The sequence below is a fragment of the Streptomyces kryoterrae genome, assembly GCF_054072135.1.
In genome coordinates this window covers 5,396,502-5,417,342 of sequence record NZ_CM133358.1, presented here as the reverse complement: position 1 = coordinate 5,417,342, position 20,841 = coordinate 5,396,502, and the positions used below count along the sequence as shown (strand labels likewise).

Here is a 20,841-nt window from a genome sequence, read left to right as displayed (position 1 = left end):
CAGAAGGGGATCCGGGGAGAGGTGGATGGGCATGAGCACACCGTTCGTAGGGATGATCGCGGGTATGGCCCTGGCGTTCGCCGGCTGGTTCGGCGGGTTCGGCGCCTTCCTGCTCGTGGCCGCTCTCGGCGCCCTGGGCTGGGTACTGGGCCGGTGGGCCGAGGGCGGCGGCAGCGTCCGGGACGTACGGGACGCGTTCGAACGGAGCCGTCGATGACCGCCGCCGCGCAGCGGGGCACCACCACCGTCTCGGAGCGGGCGGTACGCAGGATCGCCGAGCGGGCGACCGGCGAGGCGCTGTCCGCCCGGGTCGGCGCCCGGACGGCCCGGGCCGAGGCGTCCGTGCGCGGCAGGCGGGCGGACGTGTCCCTCGCGGTGACGCTGCCCTATCCGGCTCCACTGGCCGACACCGTGCGGGACGTCCAGCGGCACGTCGTGGAACGCACCCGGGAGCTGACGGGCCTCGACGTGCCGCCCGCGCGCGTCAGTGTCACCTCGCTCGCCCCGCAGACGTCCTCCCAGCCCCTGATGTTCCCGGCCCTGGAGGCCGACCCGGCCGCCCCGGACGGCGGTGAGAGCCCTACGCCCCGGCGCTGGTGGTCCCGGCGCCGGATTCCGGTCGCCGTGCTGTCCGCGGTGGCCGCCCTGGGGTGCGGTGCGCTCGCCTTCGACCTGGTCCGGGTGCACACCGCGCACCGGACGGCCGCCGCCTGGCGGACCTCCGCCGTCGACTGGGCGGCCGGGCACGGGCCCGGCGACCCGGCTGTCGTCGCCCTGGGCGGGCTGACGGCCCTGTTGGGCGTCTGGATGATCGTTCTCGCTCTCACCCCCGGTCGGCGTTACCTGTTCACCGTCCGCACCTCGGCGGCCCATGTCGACGCCGCGGTGGACCGCTCGGCGGTGGAGGCCCTGGTCCGCGACGCGGTGGGAGACGTGGACGGCGTCGGAGCGGTGCGGGTACGCGTGCGGCGCCGACGGGTCGGCGTGCGGGCCGGGCTCGCCTTCGGCGACCGGGCACACGCGCACACCGCCGTCACGGCCGCCGCCCGGGACACCCTGGCCGGCTGCCTCCTGGGCGGCGGTCCCCGGCTGCGGGTCACCGTCACACCGGAGTCGGTGTGGCAGCGCCCCGCCCCGACAGCCGGCACTCCGGGACACGATGACGACGGCTCCGCACCCGCCCCCGCCACCACCTTCCCCACCACCGCCGCCGCCGCCGTCCCGGGAGCAGACCAGTGAGGGGCCGCGCCGGTACCGCCGTCAACCGCGCCGTCCTCGGCGGCGTCGGACTCACGCTCCTCCTCACGGGCTCCTGGCTCGCGGCCACCGACAGCCACCTCGCGGACCGGCTGCCGTCCTGGTGGCCCACCCCCGGCACGGGCACCGTCCTGCTCGACGGCGACGGGCTGGCGCGCCTGCGCGGCGAGGGCTGGTGGACGCCCGCCGTCATGGCCGCGGCGATCGGCCTGACCGTGCTGTTCGCGCTCTTCTCCGTCGCGCGGTTCAGCCAGGGCCCGACCCGGCACCTCGCCCTGCCCTCCCCCCGCTGCACGGTGCGCCCCCAGGCCCTGGCCGAGGCACTGACCGCGCGCGCGGCGGCCCTCCCGGGCATCGCCCGCAGCCACGCCCGGGTACTGCCCCGGCGCGGCCGGCGGCTGGAGCTGGATCTACGGGTCTGGCTGGAACCGGACACATCACCGGACGCCGTACTGCCCGCCCTGCGCGCGGTGACGGCGGAGGCCGGGACGACGGCGGCACCGTACACGGCGCACACCCGGGTCCGGCTGAGTGCCGCCTCGCACCGTATGCCCCGTGTCCACTGAGCCGTACACCGACGTGTCCGGCGACATCCGCCGGGCACGTCGGCTCCCGTGGCCGTCGCCGTGCCAGTTCGTGGCCTGGCGGTCCGCGCTGCTGCGCACGCCGGTGTCCCTGTGGAACGACGACATCACGGACTACGCGGCGGCGCTGACGTACTACGCGATCCTCGCGGTGCTCCCCGCCATGCTGGCGACGGTCCTGGCGTTCGGGCTGATCAGCCCGGAGACGGCCGAGGGCTTCATCACCCATGTCACCGCCTACGCCCCGGCCGAGTCCGGTGCCGAACTGCACACCGTCCTGACCCATGCGATGGACGCGGACCGGACGGTCTGGCCGCTCCTGGTGACCGGTGCGGGCAGCGCGCTGTGGTCGGCCACCAGCTATCTCGCCGTCTTCCGCCGTGCCCTGCACCGTATGCACCGCGTCGAGGACCGGCGCTCGCCCTGGCGCAAGGCGCACCGCATCGTGCTCACCGCGCTCGTCCTGCTCACACTGCTCCTCGTCGGCTCGCTCACCCTGCTGCTCACCGGCCCGCTCGCGGAGGCCATCGGCCGGACCCTGGACATGGACGCCACCGTGACCTGGACCTGGCGGCTGCTGCGCTGGCCGTTGCTGCTGTGCCTCGTCGCCCTGCTGGTCGTGATCGTCTTCCACACCGGCCCCGAGATCGCGCGCCGGCGCGGGCACAGCCTGTCCGGTGGCGCGCTGGCCGCCGCGCTGTGGCTGACCGTCTCCGCGGGCTTCTCGTCGTACGCCTCGACACTCGGCGCCTACAGCAGGCTGTACGGCTCGCTCTCCGGCATCGTCGTCTTCCTCGTCTGGCTGTGGCTGTCGAACCTGGCGCTGCTCACCGGCGCGCAGTTCGCCGCGGAACTCTCCAAGGCGCCGCCCGGTCAGAGCACCGGGAAGCCGTCGGTCCCGTAGCACTCCCCGGGCAGGGGGTCCGGGGTGCCGTCGGGGTCGAGGAGGTGGGCCACGAGGCTCGCGGTGGTGCGGTGCCAGAAGCTGTGACGGCGCAGCATGGCGTGGTCGCCGCCGGCGATGACGGCCATCCCGGCCCGGGCCGCCGTACCCCGCGCCCGGCGCACACAGTCCGCCGAGTCGACGGGCGAGGTGACGCGGTCCCGCTCGCCGTGCAGGGCGACGACATGCCGGCCCGCCGTCTGCTCCACCGGCTCACCCGGCGGCCACCAGGGGGCCAGGGCCACGACGCCGCACACCTGCGGGTGACCGGCGGCGCGCAGGGCGGCCCGGCCGCCCATGGAGTGGCCGAGCAGCACGGTGGGCACGGGGCCCGCCAGTGCGGCGAGGTCGCGCAGCGCCTCATCGGTGTCCCGTACGGGGTCGGCGCGTCCGCCGTTCCAGCCGCGGAGGCGGTAACGGACCTGGGCGACCAGGACGTCCGGGTGCGGGAGTTCGGCGGTCACGGCCCGCACGACGGGGTCCATCCGCAGCGCGGCGAGCTGCCAGGGCCGCGAGCGGCGCTCGCTCGTCGCCTGCCCGCCGTGCAGCACCAGCACGGCCGCGCGTGGGAGGGCCGGACGGCGTCGGAGCAGCAGCGTGTTCCCGGGCGCCGGAAGGAATCCGGTCTCATCCTGCTCGTCCTGTTGCACCACGGCACGCCCCCCGCTCCGGCTTCTCCGGCTGTTCCGGCCTTCGCGTCCCGCGTCACGCGGGCCACGGAGGCGATCCTCTCCCGACCCCGGCCGGTCCGTCACGTGGTCCCCGGGCCGCTCCGTCGCGGCGGGCGGGGGAAGAACCCGCTCGTACGGGCCGTGTACTCGGCGTACCCGGGCCTGTCGGCCATATGCCGTTCCAGCAGCCGCTTTCCGCTTCCCCGGGTCAGCAGCAGGCTCATCACCACCGGGGACACGACGGACACGGCAGCCCCCGCCGGGGAGTCGCAGACGAGCAGGAACAGGCCCCACCAGACACAGAAGTCCCCGAAGTAGTTGGGGTGCCGGGTCCACGCCCACAGCCCGCGGTCCATGATCTTTCCCCGGTTGGCGGGATCGGCCCGGAACCGGGCCAGCTGGGCGTCCCCGACCGCCTCGAAGCCGATCCCGACGGCCCACAGCGCGGTGCCGGCCCAGGCGAGGGCCGAGGGCGGGCCGGGTACGTACTGCGCGGCCTGCACGGGCAGGGACACCAGCCAGACGAGCGCGCCCTGGAGGAGATAGACCATGCGCAGCGCGTACGCGTTCCGGCTGCCCGGCGCCTTGGCCAGCATCTCCTCGTAGCGCGGGTCCTCGCCGTGGCCCCGGCCGCGGCGGGCGATGTGCACCGCGAGCCGCAGCCCCCAGATCGCCGTCAGCGAGGTCACCAGCAGCCGTCGTACGAGGTCGCCCTCACCGGTGGAGGCGGCGAGGGTCGTGACGGCCACCGCCGCGAAGCCGGTCCCCCAGGCGACGTCGACGATCCGGTGCACGCCCACGCGCACCGCGACGGCGAAGGTGACCAGCATGACCGCGAGGGCCGCGACGGCGGCCCAGGCCAGGTTGAGCGCGAACGCGTGCCACGGGAAGCCGCTCACGGTGGTGTTCACGGTGGCGTTCATCGGCCGGGATTCTCCTTGGTGAACAGGTACTGCTGTACGTCGAGGTAGCCGGCCCGGAAGCCGGCCTCGGAGTAGGCCAGGTAGAAGGTCCACAGCCGGTGGAAGACGTCGTCGAAGCCGAGCGCCGCGACGTCGTCGGCGCGCTCGGTGAACCGCTCGCGCCACAGCCGCAGCGTCTCGGCGTAGTGGGCGCCGAGGGCGTCCCGGCGGGCGAGGCGCAGTGCGGTGTGGTCGCGGGCGGTCTCCTCGATCGCCCGCGTGGACGGGATCTGGCCGCCGGGGAACACGTACTTGTGGATCCAGGTGAAGGTGTCGCGGCTCGCGAGCATCCGGTCGTGCGGCATGGTGATGGCCTGCAGCGCCACCCGGCCGCCCGGGGCCAGCCGCGTGTCCAGGGCGCGGAAGTACACCGGCCAGAACTCCGCGCCGACCGCCTCGACCATCTCCACGCTGACGACGGCGTCGTACTCGCCGGTCGCCTCGCGGTAGTCGCACAGCTCGATGGAGACCCGGTCGTCGAGACCGGCCGCGCTCACCCGCTCCCGGGCCAGGGCCCGCTGTTCCCGGGAGAGGGTGAGCGAGGTGACGCGGGCGCCGCGAGCCGCCGCCCGCAGGGCGAGTTCGCCCCAGCCGGTGCCGATCTCCAGCAGCCGGGTGCCCTCGCCGACGTCGGCCAGGTCGAGCAGCCGGTCGATCTTGCGGTGCTGGGCCGTGGCGAGCCGGTCCCAGCTCGCCGGGAACCCCCGGAAGAGGGCGGCGGAGTAGCTGAGGGTGTCGTCGAGGAAGAGGGCGAACAGGTCGTTGGACAGGTCGTAGTGGCGGCTGATGTTGGCGCGGGAGCCGTCGGGCGTGTTGCGCTCGTCGTGCGGGTGGCGCGGCGCCCACAGTCCGCGCAGCCGTTGCAGCGGGCCCGGAATCAGCTCGGCCGCGTTCCCGGCGAGCACGGTGAGGACGGCCACCAGGTCGGGGGCGTCCCACTCGCCGGCCATGTAGGACTCCCCGAACCCGACCAGCCCGTGGGTCCCGACCCGGGCGTGGAAGGCGGCGGGGTCACGCACCTTGATCAGCGGCCCGCCGACCCCCACATCCGCGGCACCGACGAACCGTGCCCGCAGCGGCAACCGCCCGAGGGCCCGCCGAACCAGGGCCGCAGTTACGGCGACACGGGCCCGGGAGGCGGCCGGTACGGCGACGACGTCGGGCCAGGGGGTGGGGTCGGCGGGGGTGGTGGCGTGGTCACGGGCGGGGTCGGAATCAGCGGGAGTGGCGCGCACGCGGTGGGGATCCACCGGGGCGCCGTGCCTGTCGGCGGGATCTGCCCGAGTGCCGGGGCCACGGGTGGGATCCGTGGTGGCGTCGTGCACGCGGGTAGCGGCGTGCACGCGGGTAGCGGCGGGATCGGTGTGGTCGTCAGGCGCGATGTGACCATCCGGGGCGGTGTGACCGTCCGGCGCGAGGTAGCCGTCCGGGGCGAGGTGACCGTCCGGGGTGTTGGGGTCTGCTGCCCTCATGTCGCTTTCTCCGGGGTGCGGTGGCCGGGGCGGGGCTGGACCGGCAGGCCCCGCAGGTACAGGCGGATGCCGTGGGCCCGGATCGCGGCCGACACGGTGAGGGTGGACCAGGGGTGCCGCAGGGCCAGCCGCAGCAGGGACGCCGTGCTCACCGCACGCCGGGTGCCGTGCACCGTCGCGGTGAAGGCCCGGCCGCCCTCGCGGTCCAGGTGCACGGTGACGTCGAGACGCGGTCCGGGCGGCGGCACCCGCATGCGGTAGGCGCCGTCGACGGGGAAGAACGGCGAGACGTAGAACGTCTTCTCGGCGCGCGCCGAGAAGGACGCGTCCGGGCGCAGCAGGTAGGCGTGCCGCCCGCCGTACGTGTTGTGCACCTCCGCGACCACGCAGCGCGGTTCCCCGTCGGGGCCGTGACACCAGTACAGGGTGAGCGGGTTGAACACGTACCCGAGCACCCGCGCGTGGGTGAGCATCACCACCCGGCCGCCGTCCAGGTGTACGCCGTGACCGGCGAGGAAGTCGTCGAGGCCGGCCCGGATCGACGGGCGGTCGCCGGTGAAGTGGTCGCGTGGGTCGAAACGGGCCAACGGGCTTAGCAGGAGGGGGAGTTGGGGTGGGTCGTCGGGGTCGACCAGCCACATGTACGTGCGGTGGCGCAGCGTGTAGCGGCGGGGTGTGGTCCGGACATGGCTGATCGTGCAGGCGTAGAGGGAAGGTATGGCGTTCACCAGCGCACCCCCAGCGCCGCGGCGGCCTCGACGCCGGAGCGACAGCCGTCCTCGTGGAACCCCCAGCCGTGATAGGCGCCCGCGAACACGCAGACGTCACTGGCCAGTTCGGGCAGGCGCTGCTGCGCGGCCACCGACTCCGGCGTGTAGACGGGGTGTTCGTAGACCATGCGGGCCAGCACCCGGCCGGGGTCGACGCGGTCCTCGCCGCCCAGGGTGACCACGAACGTCTCGGTGGCGTCGAGTCGTTGCAGCCGGTTCATGTCGTAGCTGACCCGCACCTGGCCGCCGTCGGCCGCGCACGAGGGCATCAGGTAGTTCCAGGCGGCGCGGGCACCGGACGCGCGCGGCAGCAGCCGGGTGTCGGTGTGCAGGAGGGTGGTGTTGCGGGAGTAGCGGAACGCGCCCAGCACCTCCCGCTCCCGCTCGCTCGCGTCGGCCAGCAGCCGCAGCGCCTGGTCCGGGTGGACCGCGATCACCACCGCGTCGTACGACTCGGTGGTGCCGTCCCCGGCCGTCACGTCGGCGCCGTCCGCGTGGCGTCGTACGGCCCGTACGGGCGCGCCGGTGCGGACGTCACCGATCTGCTTGGCGATTCGGTCGACGTACGTGCCCGAGCCGCCGCCGACCGTGCGCCACACCGGTGAGCCGCTCACCGACAGCAGCCCGTGGTGCTCCAGGAAGCGGAACAGGTAGGCGGCCGGGTAGCGCTGGGCGGTGACGGCGTCGCAGGACCACACGGCCGACACGACGGGTGTCATGAAGTGGCTGCGGAAATAGGCGGAGTAGCCCTCCCGGTCGAGGAACTCGCCGAGTGTGAGCGCCTGTTCGCCCTGTGCACGCCCTCCCTGTTCGCCCCCTGCCCGATCGCTCTCCTGGGCCAGCAGCCGCCTGGCCGCGCGGTGGAAGGCGGGCACCTCGGTCAGCAGGCGCAGATACGGGCCGCGCAGAAGGTTCCGGCGCTGTGCGAACACGCCGGCCGGGCCGCGGGCACCCGCGTACTCCAGGCCGCACCCCTCGCACCGCACCGACATGCTCATCTCCGACTCCTGCGTGGGCACGCCGAGTTCGTCGAAGAGCCGCAGCAGATGCGGGTAGGTGCGCCGGTTGTGCACGATGAACCCGGAGTCGACGCGGTGCACCCGCCCGTCGTGCGGTGAGGTCAGCTCGTGGGTGTGCGCGTGTCCGCCGAGGCGGTCGTCGGCCTCGTACAGGGTGACGGCACCGGCACCGCCCAGGATGTACGCGGCGGTCAGTCCCGCCACCCCGCCACCCACCACGGCCGTACGCCGCCCCTCCCGAGCCGTCCGTTCCGGGCCGCGCGGGCCATCCGTCGGCGTGCGTTCCATCGCGTCTCCTCCCGCCCTGCCATCAGGGGTCTCCGCGTAATCCGGATCAGGTCGGGCGGTGGATTGGCCGAGTCGCGAATCCGCCGACGGAGTCACGAGTCACCCGTGACGCAGGGCAACGCAGGACGCCGCCGCTCGCGCCGGTGATGGACCGGCGCGAGCGGCGGAGACAGGTCGGTGGAGGGGACGGGTCAGCAGGTGCCCTGCACCCAGCGGTTGGCCTCACCCTGGTCGTTCGCCACCTTGTCCCAGGTGTTGCCCCAGCCCTTGTCCAGGCAGAAGGAGTTCCCGCCGTAGCCGTTGTCCGCGTAGATCTCCACGGAGGACCACGAGTCGCCGGTGCCGTTGTTGAACCAGGACGAGTCCTCGTGAGCGATGTACCGGTTGTCGGTGTTCGACCAGATGGGGTTGTCGAACTGGAACTTGGCGATGCCGACGTCGGCCGAGTCGTAGTTGATCCCCTTGTAGACGCACAGGAACCCCGACTGGCAGTTACCAGGGTTTTTCGAGCTCCAGGTGGGGGTCGTGCCGCCGGCCTGGGCGGTGGTGACGCCGATCGGAAGCAGGGCGGCGGCCAGGGCCAGGCCCAGCAGGGCGCGCTTGGTGGTGCGCATGGTGTTCTCCTCTTGGTGGGGTTCTTGGTTGGTTCGGTGGTTGGTTCGGTGGTTGGTTCGGTGCGGTCTCAGCCGGAGGCGACGGCTGAGGCGAGGACGGAGCGGGCTCGGCCGAGGGCGGTGGTGACCGCCTGGGTGTAGTAGCCGGTCTGGCGTGCGTACTCGTGACGCGCGGCCTCCTGCACGTGCTCCTGTTGCAGGCGGGTGCCGGTCCTGGCCAGTCCCGCCGCGCGGTTGCACTCGGCGTCGGCCACGGCGACGGTCACCTCGTGCTTGCGCGCCTCCTCGGCGGTGCGGGACCGGTTCTCCTTCGCGACGGCACCGATGGCGTCCGAAGAGCTCGGGTAGGCCGGCCCCCGCGCCTTCATGCAGGCGCGCCAGTCCGCCAGCGCCTTGGTGTACGAGGGTTCCGCCACCACGTCGTCGAAGGTGAGGTACGCCAGGTTCACCACGGCCGCCTTTGCCTCGGTCCACTTGCGCAGATCGCCGTAGAGCCGCCCACGGGCGTCGGCCTGGCAGCCGTCGGCGCTGGTGAAGATCCGGCCGCGGCCGGGCGCCGGGACGACGATCGCGGCACGGTCGGTGCCGTTCAGGGCACGGTCGAACCCGGCCTGGCGCTGCGGCGGGAGGGAGGCGAGATAGCGGGCCTGCGGGCTGTTCCCGGCCGCGGCCTTCCCGCCACGGTCGCCGGTCCGGGCCGCGTCGGCCAGACCGTATCCGTGCTCGCGGGCCCAGGTGACGTCGTCCAGGCCGAAGCGGCGTTCGGGTGCCTCGCTGTGCGGCCCGCCCGGGTCGAGCCGGTACTGGAAACCCTGGTCCCGCATGCAGCTGGTGATCAGCCGCTGCTCGGCATGGCCCAGGAGCACCCGCTCCGCGTCGGTCAGCCCGGTGCGCAGCGGGCCGCCGGTGTTCTCGGCCGGCCGGTCGGCGGCGGAGCAGGCCGTGACAAGCAGAAGGCCCGTGACGGCGAGCGTCCGGAGCAGATCCCTGCCGCTCATCGGAACTCCTCGTGTCGTCGATGGTGGTCCGCCGCCGGGGAGACGGTCCCCGGCCGACGGTGTGCGGCTCGGCCGGACGCTGCGGAACGTATCCGGGGCACGGCCGGGCACGTCACCCGGAAGTTCCCGGAATGACGCCCTGGGGCCGGTGGGGTAGATCGCGTCCGCGAAGTCCCGTCACCCCGGTCACCCTGTCCGCCCGGAGGGCGGGGCCCGAGGCGTCTTGGGGCGCCGCCGCTCGATCACCGGGCGGGTGGGAAGCGTGCCCTCGGCGTGCCGGGCGTGGCCCCTCGTGCTCGTGTTCTGGACGTACCCGGGACAGGCGGGGACCTCGCGGCCACGCCATGGGGCCGGACGGCCCGGGCGCGGGGGGCTCCGTGACCGAAGCGGGAGGGCGGCACCCCGTCAACTTCCGGATACCGCCGGTCCGGTGGCCGCCATAGCTTGCTTCCGCCACCTGCGGCCCGTACGCGGACACGGCCCCGGAGGACAGGTGTCCCTGCACACCCGGAGGGCCGTCGACGCCGAGGTGGCCCGAGTGAAATGGGGAACCCACGTGAACAGTCCGACCACCCACCCCGGCGGATCCGCCGCCGGACGACCGCCGAACCGGCGCGGGACCCGCGTGCGCCGGCTCCGTGCCGTCGCCGCCGGCCTCGCCCTGGCCGCGAGTGTGCTGGGCCTGACCGGGGCGTCACCGGCCACCGCCGCGCCGGCCCGTGTCACGCAGGCCGAGGTACCGGCGGGTGTGACCGCCGGCGTGGCGGTCTTCGACCGCACGACCGGGACCTTCACCGAACGGCTCAACGAGACCATGCGGTTCCGCTCGGCCTCGGTGGTGAAACTCCTCATCACCCTCGACTACCTGCGCACCCGCGACCCCCGCACCCTGTCCACCGCCGACCGCACCCGGCTCGACTCGATGCTGCGCAGCAGCGACGACAACGCGGCGAGCTACTACTGGAGCCTCGGCGGGCGGACGGCGATCATCGACCGTACGGTGACGCAGCTCGGCCTCGCCGACACCGTCAACCCGCCGGAGGGGTACGAGGACTACTGGGGGTACGTGGCCCTGTCGGCCGCCGACACGGTCCGGATCTACCGGTACATCCTGGACACCGCCTCCGTGCCGGTGCGCGACTACGTGATGGGCGACCTGCGACAGTCGACGCGCTGCGGCACCGACGGGTTCGACCAGCAGTTCGGCATCGCGGGCTCCTTCGAGCGGCCGTGGGCGGTCAAGCAGGGCTGGTCCGGTTTCGGCAGCTCCGGCGGCTGCACCCCCAAGCCCCCGACGACCGTCCCCACCACCGTCACCGCGGCGACGCGGCAGTCCGCACAGCGGTCCGCGCCGCGTGCCGCCGCCGGGGTCGACCTGACGCGGGAGGCGCTGCACACCACCGGCACGGTCGGGGCCGGTGACCGCACCATCGTGGCCGTGTTCACCCTGCACCCCGACGGCACCCCGTACGGCACGGCGTACACGGACCTGGGCCGGCTGACCCGCTCCCTCGACGTGCCGGGCGGCGTCCACCCGTCGGGCACCTGGTTCGGTACCTGGGGCTCGGGCGTGAACGTACGCCTGCGGCCCACCACCGCCGACTCCGCTCCGCAGACGACGCTGCCGGCCGACGTGGAGGTCCTGGTGAGCTGCCAGAGACTCGGCCAGGAGGTCAGCATTCCGCCATACACGAACTCCTGGTGGGCCTATCTCCCCCAGTACGGCGGCTACATCACCAACATCTACGTCAGCTCGCCGGGGAACCAGCTCCCGGGTGTGCCCGTCTGTTCCTCGTAGAAAGCGCTGGACGAACGGCGTAGGGCCTCAGGTGGAGCGGAGTTCACGGGGCCCTCCGCCGCCTTCCCCGTGCGCCGACCACCGGGCGGACGGCCGCCCTCGGCCACCGGCGGAATCCAGCCAACGCACGCCGGATCGAGCCCGCACGGGGTACCCCCCGGGGCTACTATGCCCGGCGGCTTGACCGGCCGAAAAACGGGGGAAGGAAAAATCTGCCGATGAGCGGCATTCTGATCCATTTGCCGTCAGCGCACCCCACGGAACCGGCGACGACCCGGCGCCTGGGACCAGGGGAGGCGGCGCGCTTCGGCCGGGGCACGAAGGCGCATCCGGTCGAACTGCTGCTGCCCGACCCGGCCGTCTCCCGGCTCGCCGGGGAGATCCGGGTGACGGAGGACCACTGGCAGCTCAGCAACTTCTCCACCACCCACAGCTATCTGGTCGAGAACCCGGAGGGCGCCGGGGAGTACCTGCGGATCCCGCCGCGCCGGTCGGGGGCCCCGATCCCGTTCGAGTTCGCCCGGGTCGTGCTGCCCACCCGGGGCTCCACGGTGAGCTTCCAGGTGTTCGCGCCCGACCACGTCTACCTCGACGCCGACGATCCCGGCGGCGCCTGGGGCACCCGTACCCTCAACGCCTACTCCCTGGACGAGACCGCCACGTACTTCCTCGTCCTGGTGGCGCTCTGCGAACCGCGGCTGCGCGACGAGTCGGCCGTCTCCGTGCCGACCACCCCACAGGTCGTGGAACGCGTCAGCGCCCACCCGGCCCTGACGCGGCTGACCGCGCGGGCGGTCAGCGCCCACATCGACTACCTGGCGGAGCAGAAGCTGCGGGTGCGCGGGCCGCAGGACGTCACCGACACGGGCGGCGGTGCGCGGCGTACGGGCAAGCGCGAGGCCGTGGTCGGCGTCGCGCTGCGTTTCGGCCTGGTCCGTGAGGAGCACCTGGCGCTGCTGCCGTCCCGCGCCCCGGGCCCCGCGCTCCCGGACCCGGACCCGGCACGGTCCGGGGGCCACCGGTGACCAGCGCGGAGGGGAAGTACGACGAGACGGTCGACGGGAGAACAGGCGGGAGTACGGGCGGGACGGTAGACGGGGGTCCCGGCGAATCGGGTCACGGCGGGTCCGACGGGACGGCCGGCCTGGTACCCCGGGGTTTCCGCGTGGGCCGCTGGGAGGTCACCGAGCCGATCGCCGACGGCGGCTGGGGACGCGTCTACGAGGGCCGCGAGACGCCGGGAGACGCTGCGGAGGCCGCGGAGGCGAGCTCCGGGGCGGAGCCGGAGTACCGGGTCGCGCTGAAGTTCCTGCCGACCTCGGGGCTGGCCCCCCGGCAGGCCGAACGGCTGGCGGAGACCGCGCGGCGCGAGATCGACTTCGGCAGCCGGGCCCACCATCCGCGGCTGATGCGGCTGCTGGACTCCGTGGTGCTCGGCGACACCGGGGTGCCCGGACTGGACGGCGCCGTCGTGCTGGTCATGGAGCGGGCCGAGAGCAGCCTGCAGGACCTGCTGGACGCCTCCGGCGGCAGCCCCCTGCCGGAGGCCGAGCGGCTGCTGACCGAGGTCTGCGAGGGGCTGGCCCATCTGCACCGGCTCGGCTGGGTGCACGGTGACCTGAAACCGGACAACGTGCTGATCATGGCGGACGGTTCGGTGCGGCTCTCCGACTTCGGTCTCACCGTCGAGCTGGAGGGGACGCGCGGCACCCACGGCTACATCCCGCCCCTCGGCTCGCCCGACTACCTGCCGCCCGAGCGCTGGCGGGCCCCGCTGGACGAACGCGGGGTGCAGGTGCGGCCCTCCGCCGACGTGTGGGCCCTGGGCGTGATGATCCACCAGGTGTTCACCGGGGGCGTCTCACCCTTCCCCGGGGCCACCTTCGCCGCCCGGGTCTCGGCGGTCCAGGAGTACGCCGAGGGCAGGGCGCCGCTCAGACCGCACGTGGTGGTGCCGGAGTTCTGGCGCGCCCTGGCCGCCGACTGTCTCCTGCCCGCCCACGCCGAGCGCGCGGCGCACACGTCGCAGAGCCTGCTGGACCGCGTCCGGGCCGCCGCGCACGCGGACGGCCGCCCCACCGCCCGGCGACGCACCGGCAGGCGGACCGCCGCGCTGGCCACCGGCGCCGCCCTGGCCCTGCTGGGCGCGGGCAGCGCCGCCTGGTGGCAGTGGGGAGGCTCCGGCAACGACCCCCGTACGTCGCCGGAAGCTCGGCTGAGCGTGTACAACGCAGACGCCAAGTGCCGCGCCCGCACCGACCGGCATCCGCTGTGCAGCCTGGGCCTCGCCATCGATCCCACCACGGCGTACGTCCTGGACAACGTGGTGGCGACCAGGGTGTGGCACGGCGACGTCCTCACCGTCGAGTGCGGTCTGGAGCGCGGCATCCCCGTCACCGACGAGGCGGGCGTCCGGTCGTCGCGGTGGTACCGGGTGCGGCTGCCCGCGACGGACACGGACACGGACACGGGGACCGTGCGGGCCACCGCCTGGCTGCCCGACGTACGGACCAGGAGCAAGCCCGTCGTCCCGGCCTGCGCGACCGGCTGAGCCACGGGCCGCGACCCGCTGCTCGGCCCGCGCTCGTCAGCACTGCGTGGTGACACCGCCGGTCTCGTCGCCCTTGAGGTAGATACCGCTGACATAGCCGAACCCGCCCGCGTTCAGCGGCAGCCGGACCCACTTGTCGTTGGTGACGCCCTCGTCGGTGATGCTCTGACCGACCACCCAGCACTCCGCCGGGTACGACTCACCCGCGCGCACCGTGCTGCGGACCTCGCACGAAGTCCACGCACAGGACCGCACATTCGCCTGCGTCCACGCCGTCACCGACGTCCCTCCGCCGCCACCGCCGGGCGTGCACGGCAGCCCGACCCCGCGGTCGCGCAGGTACGGGACCGGGTCGATGCCCCGGATCGAGGTGGAGGTGCCGACCCGCACCCGCAGATGCAGGTGGACGCCGGTGGAGTCGCCCTCGGTGCCCATCAGGGCGATGCGCTGACCGGCCGACACCTGCTGGCCGACCGAGACGTCCCGGTAGTACATGTGGCCGTACTCGGTCACGGTGCCGTCCGAGTGCAGGATGCGGATCCACTGGCCGTAGCCCTGGGCCGGGCCGGAGGCGATGACCTCGCCGGCGCCGACCGCGTAGATCGGGGTGCCGAGCGAACTCGCGATGTCGACACCGTCGTGGTCGCTGCTGTAGCCCTGGGTGACCACGCCGGCGGCCGGACAGGAGCCGGCGTAGGCGGTGGCGGCGTTCGTCGCCGCGTGGCCGGGCGTGGCCATCGCGAGGGTCAGCAGCAGGGCCGCCGCGGCCAGCAGGCCGGCCCGTAGGTTCATGCCGTGGTTCGTTCCTCGGTTCATGCCGCGCAGAGCGAGACGCACGTGGGTTCTCCCATGGGGTAGCGGCTTCTGACGAGCCGTGGGGTGCGGTGGTCCGGCCCACACCCGCTGTGGGGCGGGGGCCGGTCCACGGACCCTAGACGCGCGGCGGCCTCGCGGGGCATCCGGAAGTTTGCGGAGAGACGGCGCCCGGGGCGGGGCGGTAGTCCTTGACCCTCGTCCGCATCCACCGAGGGGGAACCCGTGCCTGTCGTATCCATGCCTGCCAAGTGGCGTACGCCGCTGTGGGGAACGCAGATCCTGTGTCTGCTGCTCGTCCTGATGGGCCTGTCGGCGCCGCCCACCGCCGCGCAGGCTCCGAAACTCCAGGACAGCTGGCGCATCGACCTGACGGGACCGGAGGCCGACCGGGGCAACGTCGCCCGGCGTCCGGACGGGATCACCGTCAAGAACAGCAGAGGCCGGACCCGGTCGATACCGGGCACCTCCGCCGTCTACACGTCGCCCGGCAGAAGCCTGGGGCGCCAGCTCACGGCGTTCACCGTACGGACCAGGGCGAAGGTCCCCGCCGGCACCAGGGTGCGGACCGAGGTCCGGGGCAGCAACCACCCGGGCACCTGGACGCAGTGGCGGGCCACCGGCAACGCCGGCGCGGTCCGGCTGCCGCAGGCGGTCTCGCTCGTCCAGGTCCGGCTCACCCTGCTCGGCGTCCCCGGCGGAGTGTCACCCACCGTCCACGCCGTCACCGTCGCCGCGGCGGCCGTGCAGCCCGCGCCGCAGCAGACCCCGGGGAACAGCAGGGCAGCCGCGTCCGGTGCCACCTACCGGCTGTTCGCCACCCGGGAGGGCCTCGTCGGCGGGACCACCGCCAACGGCCATGTCATCCAGCCCCGCGACCACTTCGTGGCCCTGCCCTCGCGGCGGATGCTGGCGGTCAACGGCGGCCAGGAGTACCAGGTCCGCCTCTGCTACAAGGGGCGTTGCGAGACCGCGCCCGTGTGGGACGTCGGCCCGTGGAACACCCGCGACGACTACTGGAACCCGCCCGCGCAGCGGGAGATGTGGCGTGACCTGCCGCAGGGCACCCCCGAGGCCCAGGCCGCGTACCTCAACGGCTACAACGGCGGGCTCGACGAGTTCGGCCGACGAGCGGCGAACCCGGCCGGCATCGACGTCGCGGACGGCACCTTCTGGGACGGCCTCGGCATGACCGACAACGACTACGTGGACGTCACCTTCATGCCGAGCGGCGGCAACGGTTCGACGTCGGTGACGGCGTGGACGCAGGCGAATGTGCGGTCCTGTGCGTGGACTTCGTGCGAGGTCCGCAGCACGGTGCGCGCGGGTGAGTCGTACCCGGCGGAGTGCTGGGTGGTCGGTCAGAGCATCACCGACGAGGGCGTCACCAACGACAAGTGGGTCCGGCTGCCGCTGAACGCGGGCGGGTTCGGCTATGTCAGCGGTATCTACCTCAAGGGCGACGAGACCGGCGGTGTCACCACGCAGTGCTGACGAAGGCGGCGGCCGTTTTTTCCCACCGCGTCGCCCCATCAGCCGAATGGACAGCGGCACCATTCGGCCCATTAATCACTTGTACAGATATCACAGGGAATTCTTCCATTTCAGCTACATCGCAAGGAGAAACAGCGATCGGATCACTTTCCTGCGTAATATTCCAGCCGCAGAATCAGGCGATTCTGCGCGGCCGAGAACCGCCAAGATAATCCCCTCAAAGGAGTTGGCCCCTCGATGACGCTGGATATCCATGAAGCGCCCGCACGGCGCACGATGTCGGTGTGGATCGCGGCGGTGACGGCCGTGGTGGTCGCCGCTGCCGTCCTCGCCCTGATGCCTACACGCGCGCACGCCATCGCCAGCCCCGTGCCGCTGGGCACGGCGGCCGATTACGGAGTACTCGCCGGCGCGACCGTCACCAACACCGGTCCCACGGTGGTCACCGGTCTCAACGTCGGTGTGAGCCCCGGGACGGCCGTCACCGGCTTCTCCCTGTCCGACGGAGGGCCCGGCGACGTGACCCCGCCCGGGACCCTGCACTCCGCCGATGCCGCCGCGGGTCAGGCCAAGGTCGACCTGACCACGGCGTACAACCAGGCCGCCGGACAGACCCTGACGGACGCGGTGTACAACGACGATCCCCACGAGTTCGGTGGCCAGACGCTGACGGCGGGCCTCTACCGGGCGAACAGCCGCGCGCAGATCACCGGCACACTCACCCTGGACGCCCAGGGCGACTCCAGCGCCGTCTGGGTGTTCCAGATCGGTTCGACGCTGACGACGGCGGCCGAGAACAGCTCGGTGAGCCTCGTCAACGGTGCCTCCCCGTGCAACGTGTACTGGCAGGTCGGCAGCTCGGCCACGCTCGGTACCAACACCTCGTTCGTGGGCACCATCCTGGCCGACACCTCGATCACCGCCACCACGGGAGCGACCATCAACGGCCGGCTGCTGGCCGACGCCGGCGCACGCGGTGACGGCGCCGTGACGCTGGACAGCAACAGGATCTTCCTGGGGCCGTGCGCCACCGGTGGGACCACGGGCGGGCTGGTCAGCGGCGGTGTGATCGCCGGGGCCACGACCGGTGGCACGACCACGGGCACGACCACGGGCACGACGGGCAGCACGGGCACCACGGGCAGCACCACCGTAGGCGCCATCGCCGGTGTACCGACGGGCGGCGGAACCGGTGGCGCCCTGGGCGGTCTCCTCGGCGGCGTCCTGACGACGGGCGGCACCACGGGCGGAGCGCTCGGCGGCCTTGTCGCCGGCACCACGACAAGCGGGACCACGGGCACCACGACAAGCGGGACCACCGGCGCCACGACAAGCGGGACCACCGGCGCCACCACAGGCGGGACCACCGGCGCCACCACAGGCGGCGCCAACGGCGGCGCGATCGGTGGACCCGGACACGACCATGGCTGGCAGCCGGGCAAGCCGGGTGGCCACCACCACGGAGAGAAGCCCGAAGAGCACGGCGGCTACGACCACGGAGACAAGCCCGAAGAGCACGGCGGCTACGGCGGGCACGGCGGCAAGCCCGGCAAGGACGACGGCTACGCGCGCGTTCGTCACTGAGTCCCACACACGTCCCCGAGGGGACGGGTGGCGCCCGGCGCGCGGCGGATCATTGTCGGTTCCGCCGCGCGCCGCCGCCGAGAACTCGGGAGAAGCAGTGACAGAAGCCGGGAACGAAAGGCCGGGTGGGGCCGTGTTGGACGGTACCGCGCCGATGGACGCGGACGTACGTGTGGACCTGTCCACGGACGAATTCACACAGGAATTTGCGCAACAACCGACGGAAGGACCCGAGAAAAGATCCGCGGAAAGGCCCGCGGAAAGACCCACGGAACAATCGGAGCCTCCGCCGGTTCTCCTGCAAGCGGCAACGAGTGCGGCCGTGTTCCTCTGCCTGACGACGGCCCTGGTCCATGTGCTCCTGGTGTTTCTGCACGTGGCGCCCCCGAATCCGCTTTCCCAGCAGTACAGCCGCCAGGTCAACGCGTGGGTATTCCCGCTGTTCGAGCAGAACTGGCGACTCTTCGCCCCGGATCCGGAATCCGTCAACCGCCAGATCTCGGCGAGGACCATGCGCACCGCGCCGGACGGCACCGCGCAGGTGAGCGACTGGTTCGATCTGACCGCCGTGGACAACTCCGCGGTGAAGCACAACGTCTTCCCGAGTCATACGGCGCAGAACATGCTTCGCCGGGCCTGGAGTTCCTACCTCGAGAACCACGGCAGCGACGACCAGCCGCGCTCACAGCGGGCGCTGATGACTCAGCAGTACCTGACCAACATCGCGTCGGATCGCGTCGCCGCCCACCGCGGCGGGAGCTTCGAGGCCATCCAGCTACGGGTGGTCACCGTGCCCATCGCCGCGGCCGCCCCGGCGGGTGGCGCAGGCGGGGCCACGGTCGCGCCGAGAACGGCCGATACGCGGTATCTGCCCTGGTGGAAGGTGAAGGGGGACCTCCATGGAAACTGAGCTGGTACCGGCACCGCACCCGCGTACCGCCCGGACGGCGGGGGCGGGCCCTGCGCACCCCCTGCCCGACCGTGTCCGTGCGACTCTCGGTGTCCTGACCGAGCGGCCGGTCTCCCTGTACGCCGCGGCGGTCCTGCGTATCGGATACGGCCTTGCCTACCTCGTCTTCCTGCTGCGCGAGTTTCCGCATCGCCACGAGATCTGGGGTCCGGAATCACCGTGGACGCCGGAGTTGGCCAGGCAACTGTTCGACCAGACGGGCTGGGTCAGCATCCTCACCCTGTCCGACAGCCGGGCCTACTTCGAGTGCTGTTACGCGCTGGCCGTCGGCGCGTCGGCGCTGTTCGCCCTCGGCTGGCGGACCAGAGCGGTGTCCGTGCTGTTCGCGGTCGTGGTCGCGTCGTTCCACGGCAGGGCGATCTTCATGACCGACGGAGGAGACAACCTCATCCTCCTCATGGCCGTCTACCTCGTCCTCACCGCATGCGGCCGTCGCTGGTCCCTGGACGCTCGCAGGACCCGGCTTCGAAGACGCGCGGGTGCCGAGGAGCACACGCAGGCGGACCGGATCGCGGGCGGGCTCCGCCGGCACCTCCGTGCGTCCCGGCGGACCCTGACCGCCGTACTGCACAACTGCGGGATGTTCGTCATCGCGGCCCAGGTCTGTTTCCTCTACGGGTCCGCGGGTCTGTACAAGGTGCAGGGCGGATCCTGGGGCAACGGCACCGCCCTCCACTATGTCCTGAACCTCGACCTGTTCCGGCCCTGGCCCGGGCTCTCCCGCATGGCGGACGAGCACGACGTACTGATCGCCATCGCCTGCTATCTGACGGTGCTGTTGCAGGTCGCCTTCCCGTTCGTCCTGTTCGGGCGACTCAAGTACCCGGTCCTGACCATGCTGTTGGGCATGCACCTGGGGATCGCGGTACTCATGGGACTGCCTCTCTTCTCCGGCGCGATGATCATCGCCGACGCCGTCTTCCTGCCGGACCGCTTCTACCGGGCTCTGGGACGGCTGTGGCAGCGCACGGCTCAGGGGGCGGGTCCCGGAAAGACGGCGGATACGGCCCGGCGGCCCCTCAGCGACGGGAAGGTGGCCGTGCGCGACCGCGGCCTGCCGGCGCCGCGCAGGCGCACCCCCGGTACTCAGGAGTGGATCGCCGCGTCGATGTACGTCTTGGTGACGTCGGTGATGAAGTCGCGGCTGCTGTCCGGGGTGAGTGCCCGGGTCCGGAGGTGGTCGTAGATCACGCTGTAGTGCTGTACGTCGGACGGCTTCTCCAGGCAGAGATCGCTGGTGAACCGTTCCAGGTACACCACCCCCGCCTCGGGACCGTCGGCGAACCGCAGGATGGAGAACTGTCCTGACAGACCCGGGTGAGCGCCCGCCGTGTGGGGAAGGACCTGCACGGTGACGTGGGGCTCCGCGCCGAGTGCCTTCAGGTGCTCCAGTTGTTCACGCATGACGTCCGGGCCGCCGACCACGCAGCGCAGCGCCGATTCGTTGAGGACGACCCACAGGCGCAGCGGGCAGGCCGGGTCGTAGATCCGGTGCTGTCGGCGTAGCCGCACCTTGAGGTGCGTGGCGGCCTGTTCGGCAGTGAGCCGAGGGATCGTTTCCGCAAGGACGGCGTGTGCGTAGGCCGGGGTCTGCAGCAGATCGGGCACCACCATGGGCGCGTGAGTGTGCAGGGAAACGGCGTCTGTCTCCAGGCCGATGTAGACACTGTCGGAGAGGTCACCATAGGGGTGCCACCAGCCCCGCTGACCGGATTCCCTGGCCATCTCCATCAGGGAGTCGATGACCTGCTGGTCCGTCACTTCGTAGATCGCGCACAGGTCGCGCACATCGCGGGGGCTGATGGCACGGTTGCCGTTCTCCAGATGACTGATCTTGGGCTGGGAGACCATGAGCCGCTCAGCCACTTCTGTGCTCTTGAGCCCGCTGGCAACGCGGAGCCGGCGCAGCTCGGCTCCGAGACGGCGTCTCCTGACAGTGGGGTTGGTCTTCGACGCCACGGGCGGTGTGCCTCCGGATCCACATAGCTGTACCGGCACGCAGGTTGCCATGCCGCGAGGGGTGTCGATCACGCGCAATGCCGCCGGATCGCCG

Annotated in this window: 20 protein-coding genes; 11 read left to right on the top strand and 9 right to left on the bottom strand. The window is 72.5% G+C overall.

The annotated features are described in order from the left end of the window. The first annotated feature begins 31 nt into the window (after positions 1–31). From ACW4TU_RS23720 to ACW4TU_RS23705, 4 genes are read left to right on the top strand one after another with little or no spacing between them, the layout of a single operon-like run. Positions 32–217, top strand: a complete 186-nt coding sequence (locus tag ACW4TU_RS23720; RefSeq protein WP_457416690.1) for a hypothetical protein — start codon at positions 32–34, stop codon at positions 215–217. Next, positions 214–1,239 (top strand): DUF6286 domain-containing Asp23/Gls24 family envelope stress response protein, encoded by a 1,026-nt coding sequence (locus tag ACW4TU_RS23715; protein WP_457416688.1) that lies wholly within the window; start codon positions 214–216, stop codon positions 1,237–1,239. Before ACW4TU_RS23720 ends, ACW4TU_RS23715 begins: the two co-directional genes overlap by 4 nt. Then, on the top strand, positions 1,236–1,823 hold the full coding sequence (locus ACW4TU_RS23710) for a hypothetical protein (RefSeq protein ID WP_457416686.1): 588 nt from the start codon (positions 1,236–1,238) through the stop codon (positions 1,821–1,823). The genes ACW4TU_RS23715 and ACW4TU_RS23710 overlap by 4 nt, the downstream gene beginning before the upstream one ends. Then, complete coding sequence (locus ACW4TU_RS23705; RefSeq protein ID WP_457416684.1) at positions 1,813–2,745, top strand: YihY/virulence factor BrkB family protein; 933 nt, start codon at positions 1,813–1,815, stop codon at positions 2,743–2,745. The genes ACW4TU_RS23710 and ACW4TU_RS23705 overlap by 11 nt, the downstream gene beginning before the upstream one ends. Here the strand turns inward: ACW4TU_RS23705 and ACW4TU_RS23700 are convergent. The 7 genes from ACW4TU_RS23700 to ACW4TU_RS23670 all read right to left on the bottom strand — a co-directional run bounded on the left by ACW4TU_RS23700 (position 2,715) and on the right by ACW4TU_RS23670 (position 9,578). After that, a complete protein-coding gene (locus tag ACW4TU_RS23700; RefSeq protein ID WP_457416682.1) occupies positions 2,715–3,437 on the bottom strand; it encodes an alpha/beta fold hydrolase in 723 nt (240 codons plus the stop codon). The two genes, ACW4TU_RS23705 and ACW4TU_RS23700, sit on opposite strands and share 31 nt — an antisense overlap. A gap of 98 nt (positions 3,438–3,535) precedes the next feature. Further along, positions 3,536–4,354 (bottom strand): DUF1295 domain-containing protein, encoded by an 819-nt coding sequence (locus ACW4TU_RS23695; RefSeq protein ID WP_457430268.1) that lies wholly within the window; start codon positions 4,352–4,354, stop codon positions 3,536–3,538. 20 nt (positions 4,355–4,374) lie between these two features. After that, complete coding sequence (locus tag ACW4TU_RS23690; protein ID WP_457416680.1) at positions 4,375–5,889, bottom strand: class I SAM-dependent methyltransferase; 1,515 nt, start codon at positions 5,887–5,889, stop codon at positions 4,375–4,377. Then, a complete protein-coding gene (locus tag ACW4TU_RS23685; protein WP_457416678.1) occupies positions 5,886–6,617 on the bottom strand; it encodes a DUF1365 domain-containing protein in 732 nt (243 codons plus the stop codon). The genes ACW4TU_RS23690 and ACW4TU_RS23685 overlap by 4 nt, the downstream gene beginning before the upstream one ends. After that, complete coding sequence (locus ACW4TU_RS23680) at positions 6,614–7,966, bottom strand: NAD(P)/FAD-dependent oxidoreductase (protein ID WP_457416676.1); 1,353 nt, start codon at positions 7,964–7,966, stop codon at positions 6,614–6,616. The genes ACW4TU_RS23685 and ACW4TU_RS23680 overlap by 4 nt, the downstream gene beginning before the upstream one ends. A 191-nt stretch (positions 7,967–8,157) precedes the next feature. Then, on the bottom strand, positions 8,158–8,580 hold the full coding sequence (locus tag ACW4TU_RS23675; protein WP_457416674.1) for a peptidase inhibitor family I36 protein: 423 nt from the start codon (positions 8,578–8,580) through the stop codon (positions 8,158–8,160). Between the two features lie 68 nt (positions 8,581–8,648). Further along, positions 8,649–9,578, bottom strand: coding sequence for a hypothetical protein (locus tag ACW4TU_RS23670; RefSeq protein WP_457416672.1), 930 nt, complete (start codon positions 9,576–9,578; stop codon positions 8,649–8,651). 625 nt (positions 9,579–10,203) lie between these two features. Between ACW4TU_RS23670 and ACW4TU_RS23665 the strand changes: the two genes are divergently transcribed. The 3 genes from ACW4TU_RS23665 (at position 10,204) to ACW4TU_RS23655 (ending at position 13,927) form a co-directional block, all read left to right on the top strand. Then, positions 10,204–11,376 carry a serine hydrolase gene (locus ACW4TU_RS23665; protein WP_457430266.1) on the top strand — a complete coding sequence of 391 codons (1,173 nt, stop codon included), beginning with the start codon at positions 10,204–10,206 and terminating at the stop codon, positions 11,374–11,376. A 218-nt stretch (positions 11,377–11,594) separates the two neighbouring features. Next, positions 11,595–12,401 (top strand): serine/threonine protein kinase, encoded by an 807-nt coding sequence (locus ACW4TU_RS23660; RefSeq protein ID WP_457416670.1) that lies wholly within the window; start codon positions 11,595–11,597, stop codon positions 12,399–12,401. Positions 12,402–12,541: 140 nt separating this feature from the next. Further along, on the top strand, positions 12,542–13,927 hold the full coding sequence (locus ACW4TU_RS23655) for a serine/threonine-protein kinase (RefSeq protein ID WP_457416669.1): 1,386 nt from the start codon (positions 12,542–12,544) through the stop codon (positions 13,925–13,927). 36 nt (positions 13,928–13,963) lie between these two features. Here the strand turns inward: ACW4TU_RS23655 and ACW4TU_RS23650 are convergent, their stop codons facing one another. Continuing rightward, positions 13,964–14,719, bottom strand: a complete 756-nt coding sequence (locus tag ACW4TU_RS23650) for a M23 family metallopeptidase (protein ID WP_457416667.1) — start codon at positions 14,717–14,719, stop codon at positions 13,964–13,966. 246 nt (positions 14,720–14,965) lie between these two features. On the opposite strand from ACW4TU_RS23650, the gene ACW4TU_RS23645 reads away from it, so the two are divergent. The 4 genes from ACW4TU_RS23645 (at position 14,966) to ACW4TU_RS23630 (ending at position 19,974) form a co-directional block, all read left to right on the top strand. Further along, the gene (locus ACW4TU_RS23645) at positions 14,966–16,234 is read left to right on the top strand and encodes an SH3 domain-containing protein (RefSeq protein ID WP_457416665.1); all 1,269 of its coding nucleotides are present in this window, start codon (positions 14,966–14,968) and stop codon (positions 16,232–16,234) included. 237 nt (positions 16,235–16,471) lie between these two features. Beyond that, the gene (locus tag ACW4TU_RS23640; RefSeq protein ID WP_457416663.1) at positions 16,472–17,818 is read left to right on the top strand and encodes an ice-binding family protein; all 1,347 of its coding nucleotides are present in this window, start codon (positions 16,472–16,474) and stop codon (positions 17,816–17,818) included. A gap of 154 nt (positions 17,819–17,972) precedes the next feature. Next, entirely contained in the window at positions 17,973–18,728 is a 756-nt protein-coding gene (locus ACW4TU_RS23635; protein WP_457416661.1) for a DUF5819 family protein, read from the top strand. After that, positions 18,718–19,974, top strand: a complete 1,257-nt coding sequence (locus tag ACW4TU_RS23630) for an HTTM domain-containing protein (protein ID WP_457416659.1) — start codon at positions 18,718–18,720, stop codon at positions 19,972–19,974. Before ACW4TU_RS23635 ends, ACW4TU_RS23630 begins: the two co-directional genes overlap by 11 nt. Here the strand turns inward: ACW4TU_RS23630 and ACW4TU_RS23625 are convergent. Beyond that, on the bottom strand, positions 19,875–20,747 hold the full coding sequence (locus ACW4TU_RS23625; protein WP_457416657.1) for a helix-turn-helix domain-containing protein: 873 nt from the start codon (positions 20,745–20,747) through the stop codon (positions 19,875–19,877). The genes ACW4TU_RS23630 and ACW4TU_RS23625 overlap by 100 nt on opposite strands. Between the last annotated feature and the right edge of the window lie 94 nt (positions 20,748–20,841).

Excerpts from the sequence above, each read along its gene's own strand:
- ACW4TU_RS23720 (WP_457416690.1), top strand. The coding sequence starts at position 32 with ATGAGCACACCGTTCGTAGGGATGATCGCGGGTATGGCCCTGGCGTTC.
- ACW4TU_RS23715 (WP_457416688.1), top strand. The coding sequence starts at position 214 with ATGACCGCCGCCGCGCAGCGGGGCACCACCACCGTCTCGGAGCGGGCG.
- ACW4TU_RS23690 (WP_457416680.1), bottom strand. The coding sequence starts at position 5,889 with ATGAGGGCAGCAGACCCCAACACCCCGGACGGTCACCTCGCCCCGGAC.
- ACW4TU_RS23680 (WP_457416676.1), bottom strand. The coding sequence starts at position 7,966 with ATGGAACGCACGCCGACGGATGGCCCGCGCGGCCCGGAACGGACGGCT.
- ACW4TU_RS23675 (WP_457416674.1), bottom strand. The coding sequence starts at position 8,580 with ATGCGCACCACCAAGCGCGCCCTGCTGGGCCTGGCCCTGGCCGCCGCC.
- ACW4TU_RS23670 (WP_457416672.1), bottom strand. The coding sequence starts at position 9,578 with ATGAGCGGCAGGGATCTGCTCCGGACGCTCGCCGTCACGGGCCTTCTG.
- ACW4TU_RS23660 (WP_457416670.1), top strand. The coding sequence starts at position 11,595 with ATGAGCGGCATTCTGATCCATTTGCCGTCAGCGCACCCCACGGAACCG.
- ACW4TU_RS23650 (WP_457416667.1), bottom strand. The coding sequence starts at position 14,719 with ATGAACCTACGGGCCGGCCTGCTGGCCGCGGCGGCCCTGCTGCTGACC.
- ACW4TU_RS23640 (WP_457416663.1), top strand. The coding sequence starts at position 16,472 with ATGACGCTGGATATCCATGAAGCGCCCGCACGGCGCACGATGTCGGTG.
- ACW4TU_RS23635 (WP_457416661.1), top strand. The coding sequence starts at position 17,973 with ATGGACGCGGACGTACGTGTGGACCTGTCCACGGACGAATTCACACAG.
- ACW4TU_RS23630 (WP_457416659.1), top strand. The coding sequence starts at position 18,718 with ATGGAAACTGAGCTGGTACCGGCACCGCACCCGCGTACCGCCCGGACG.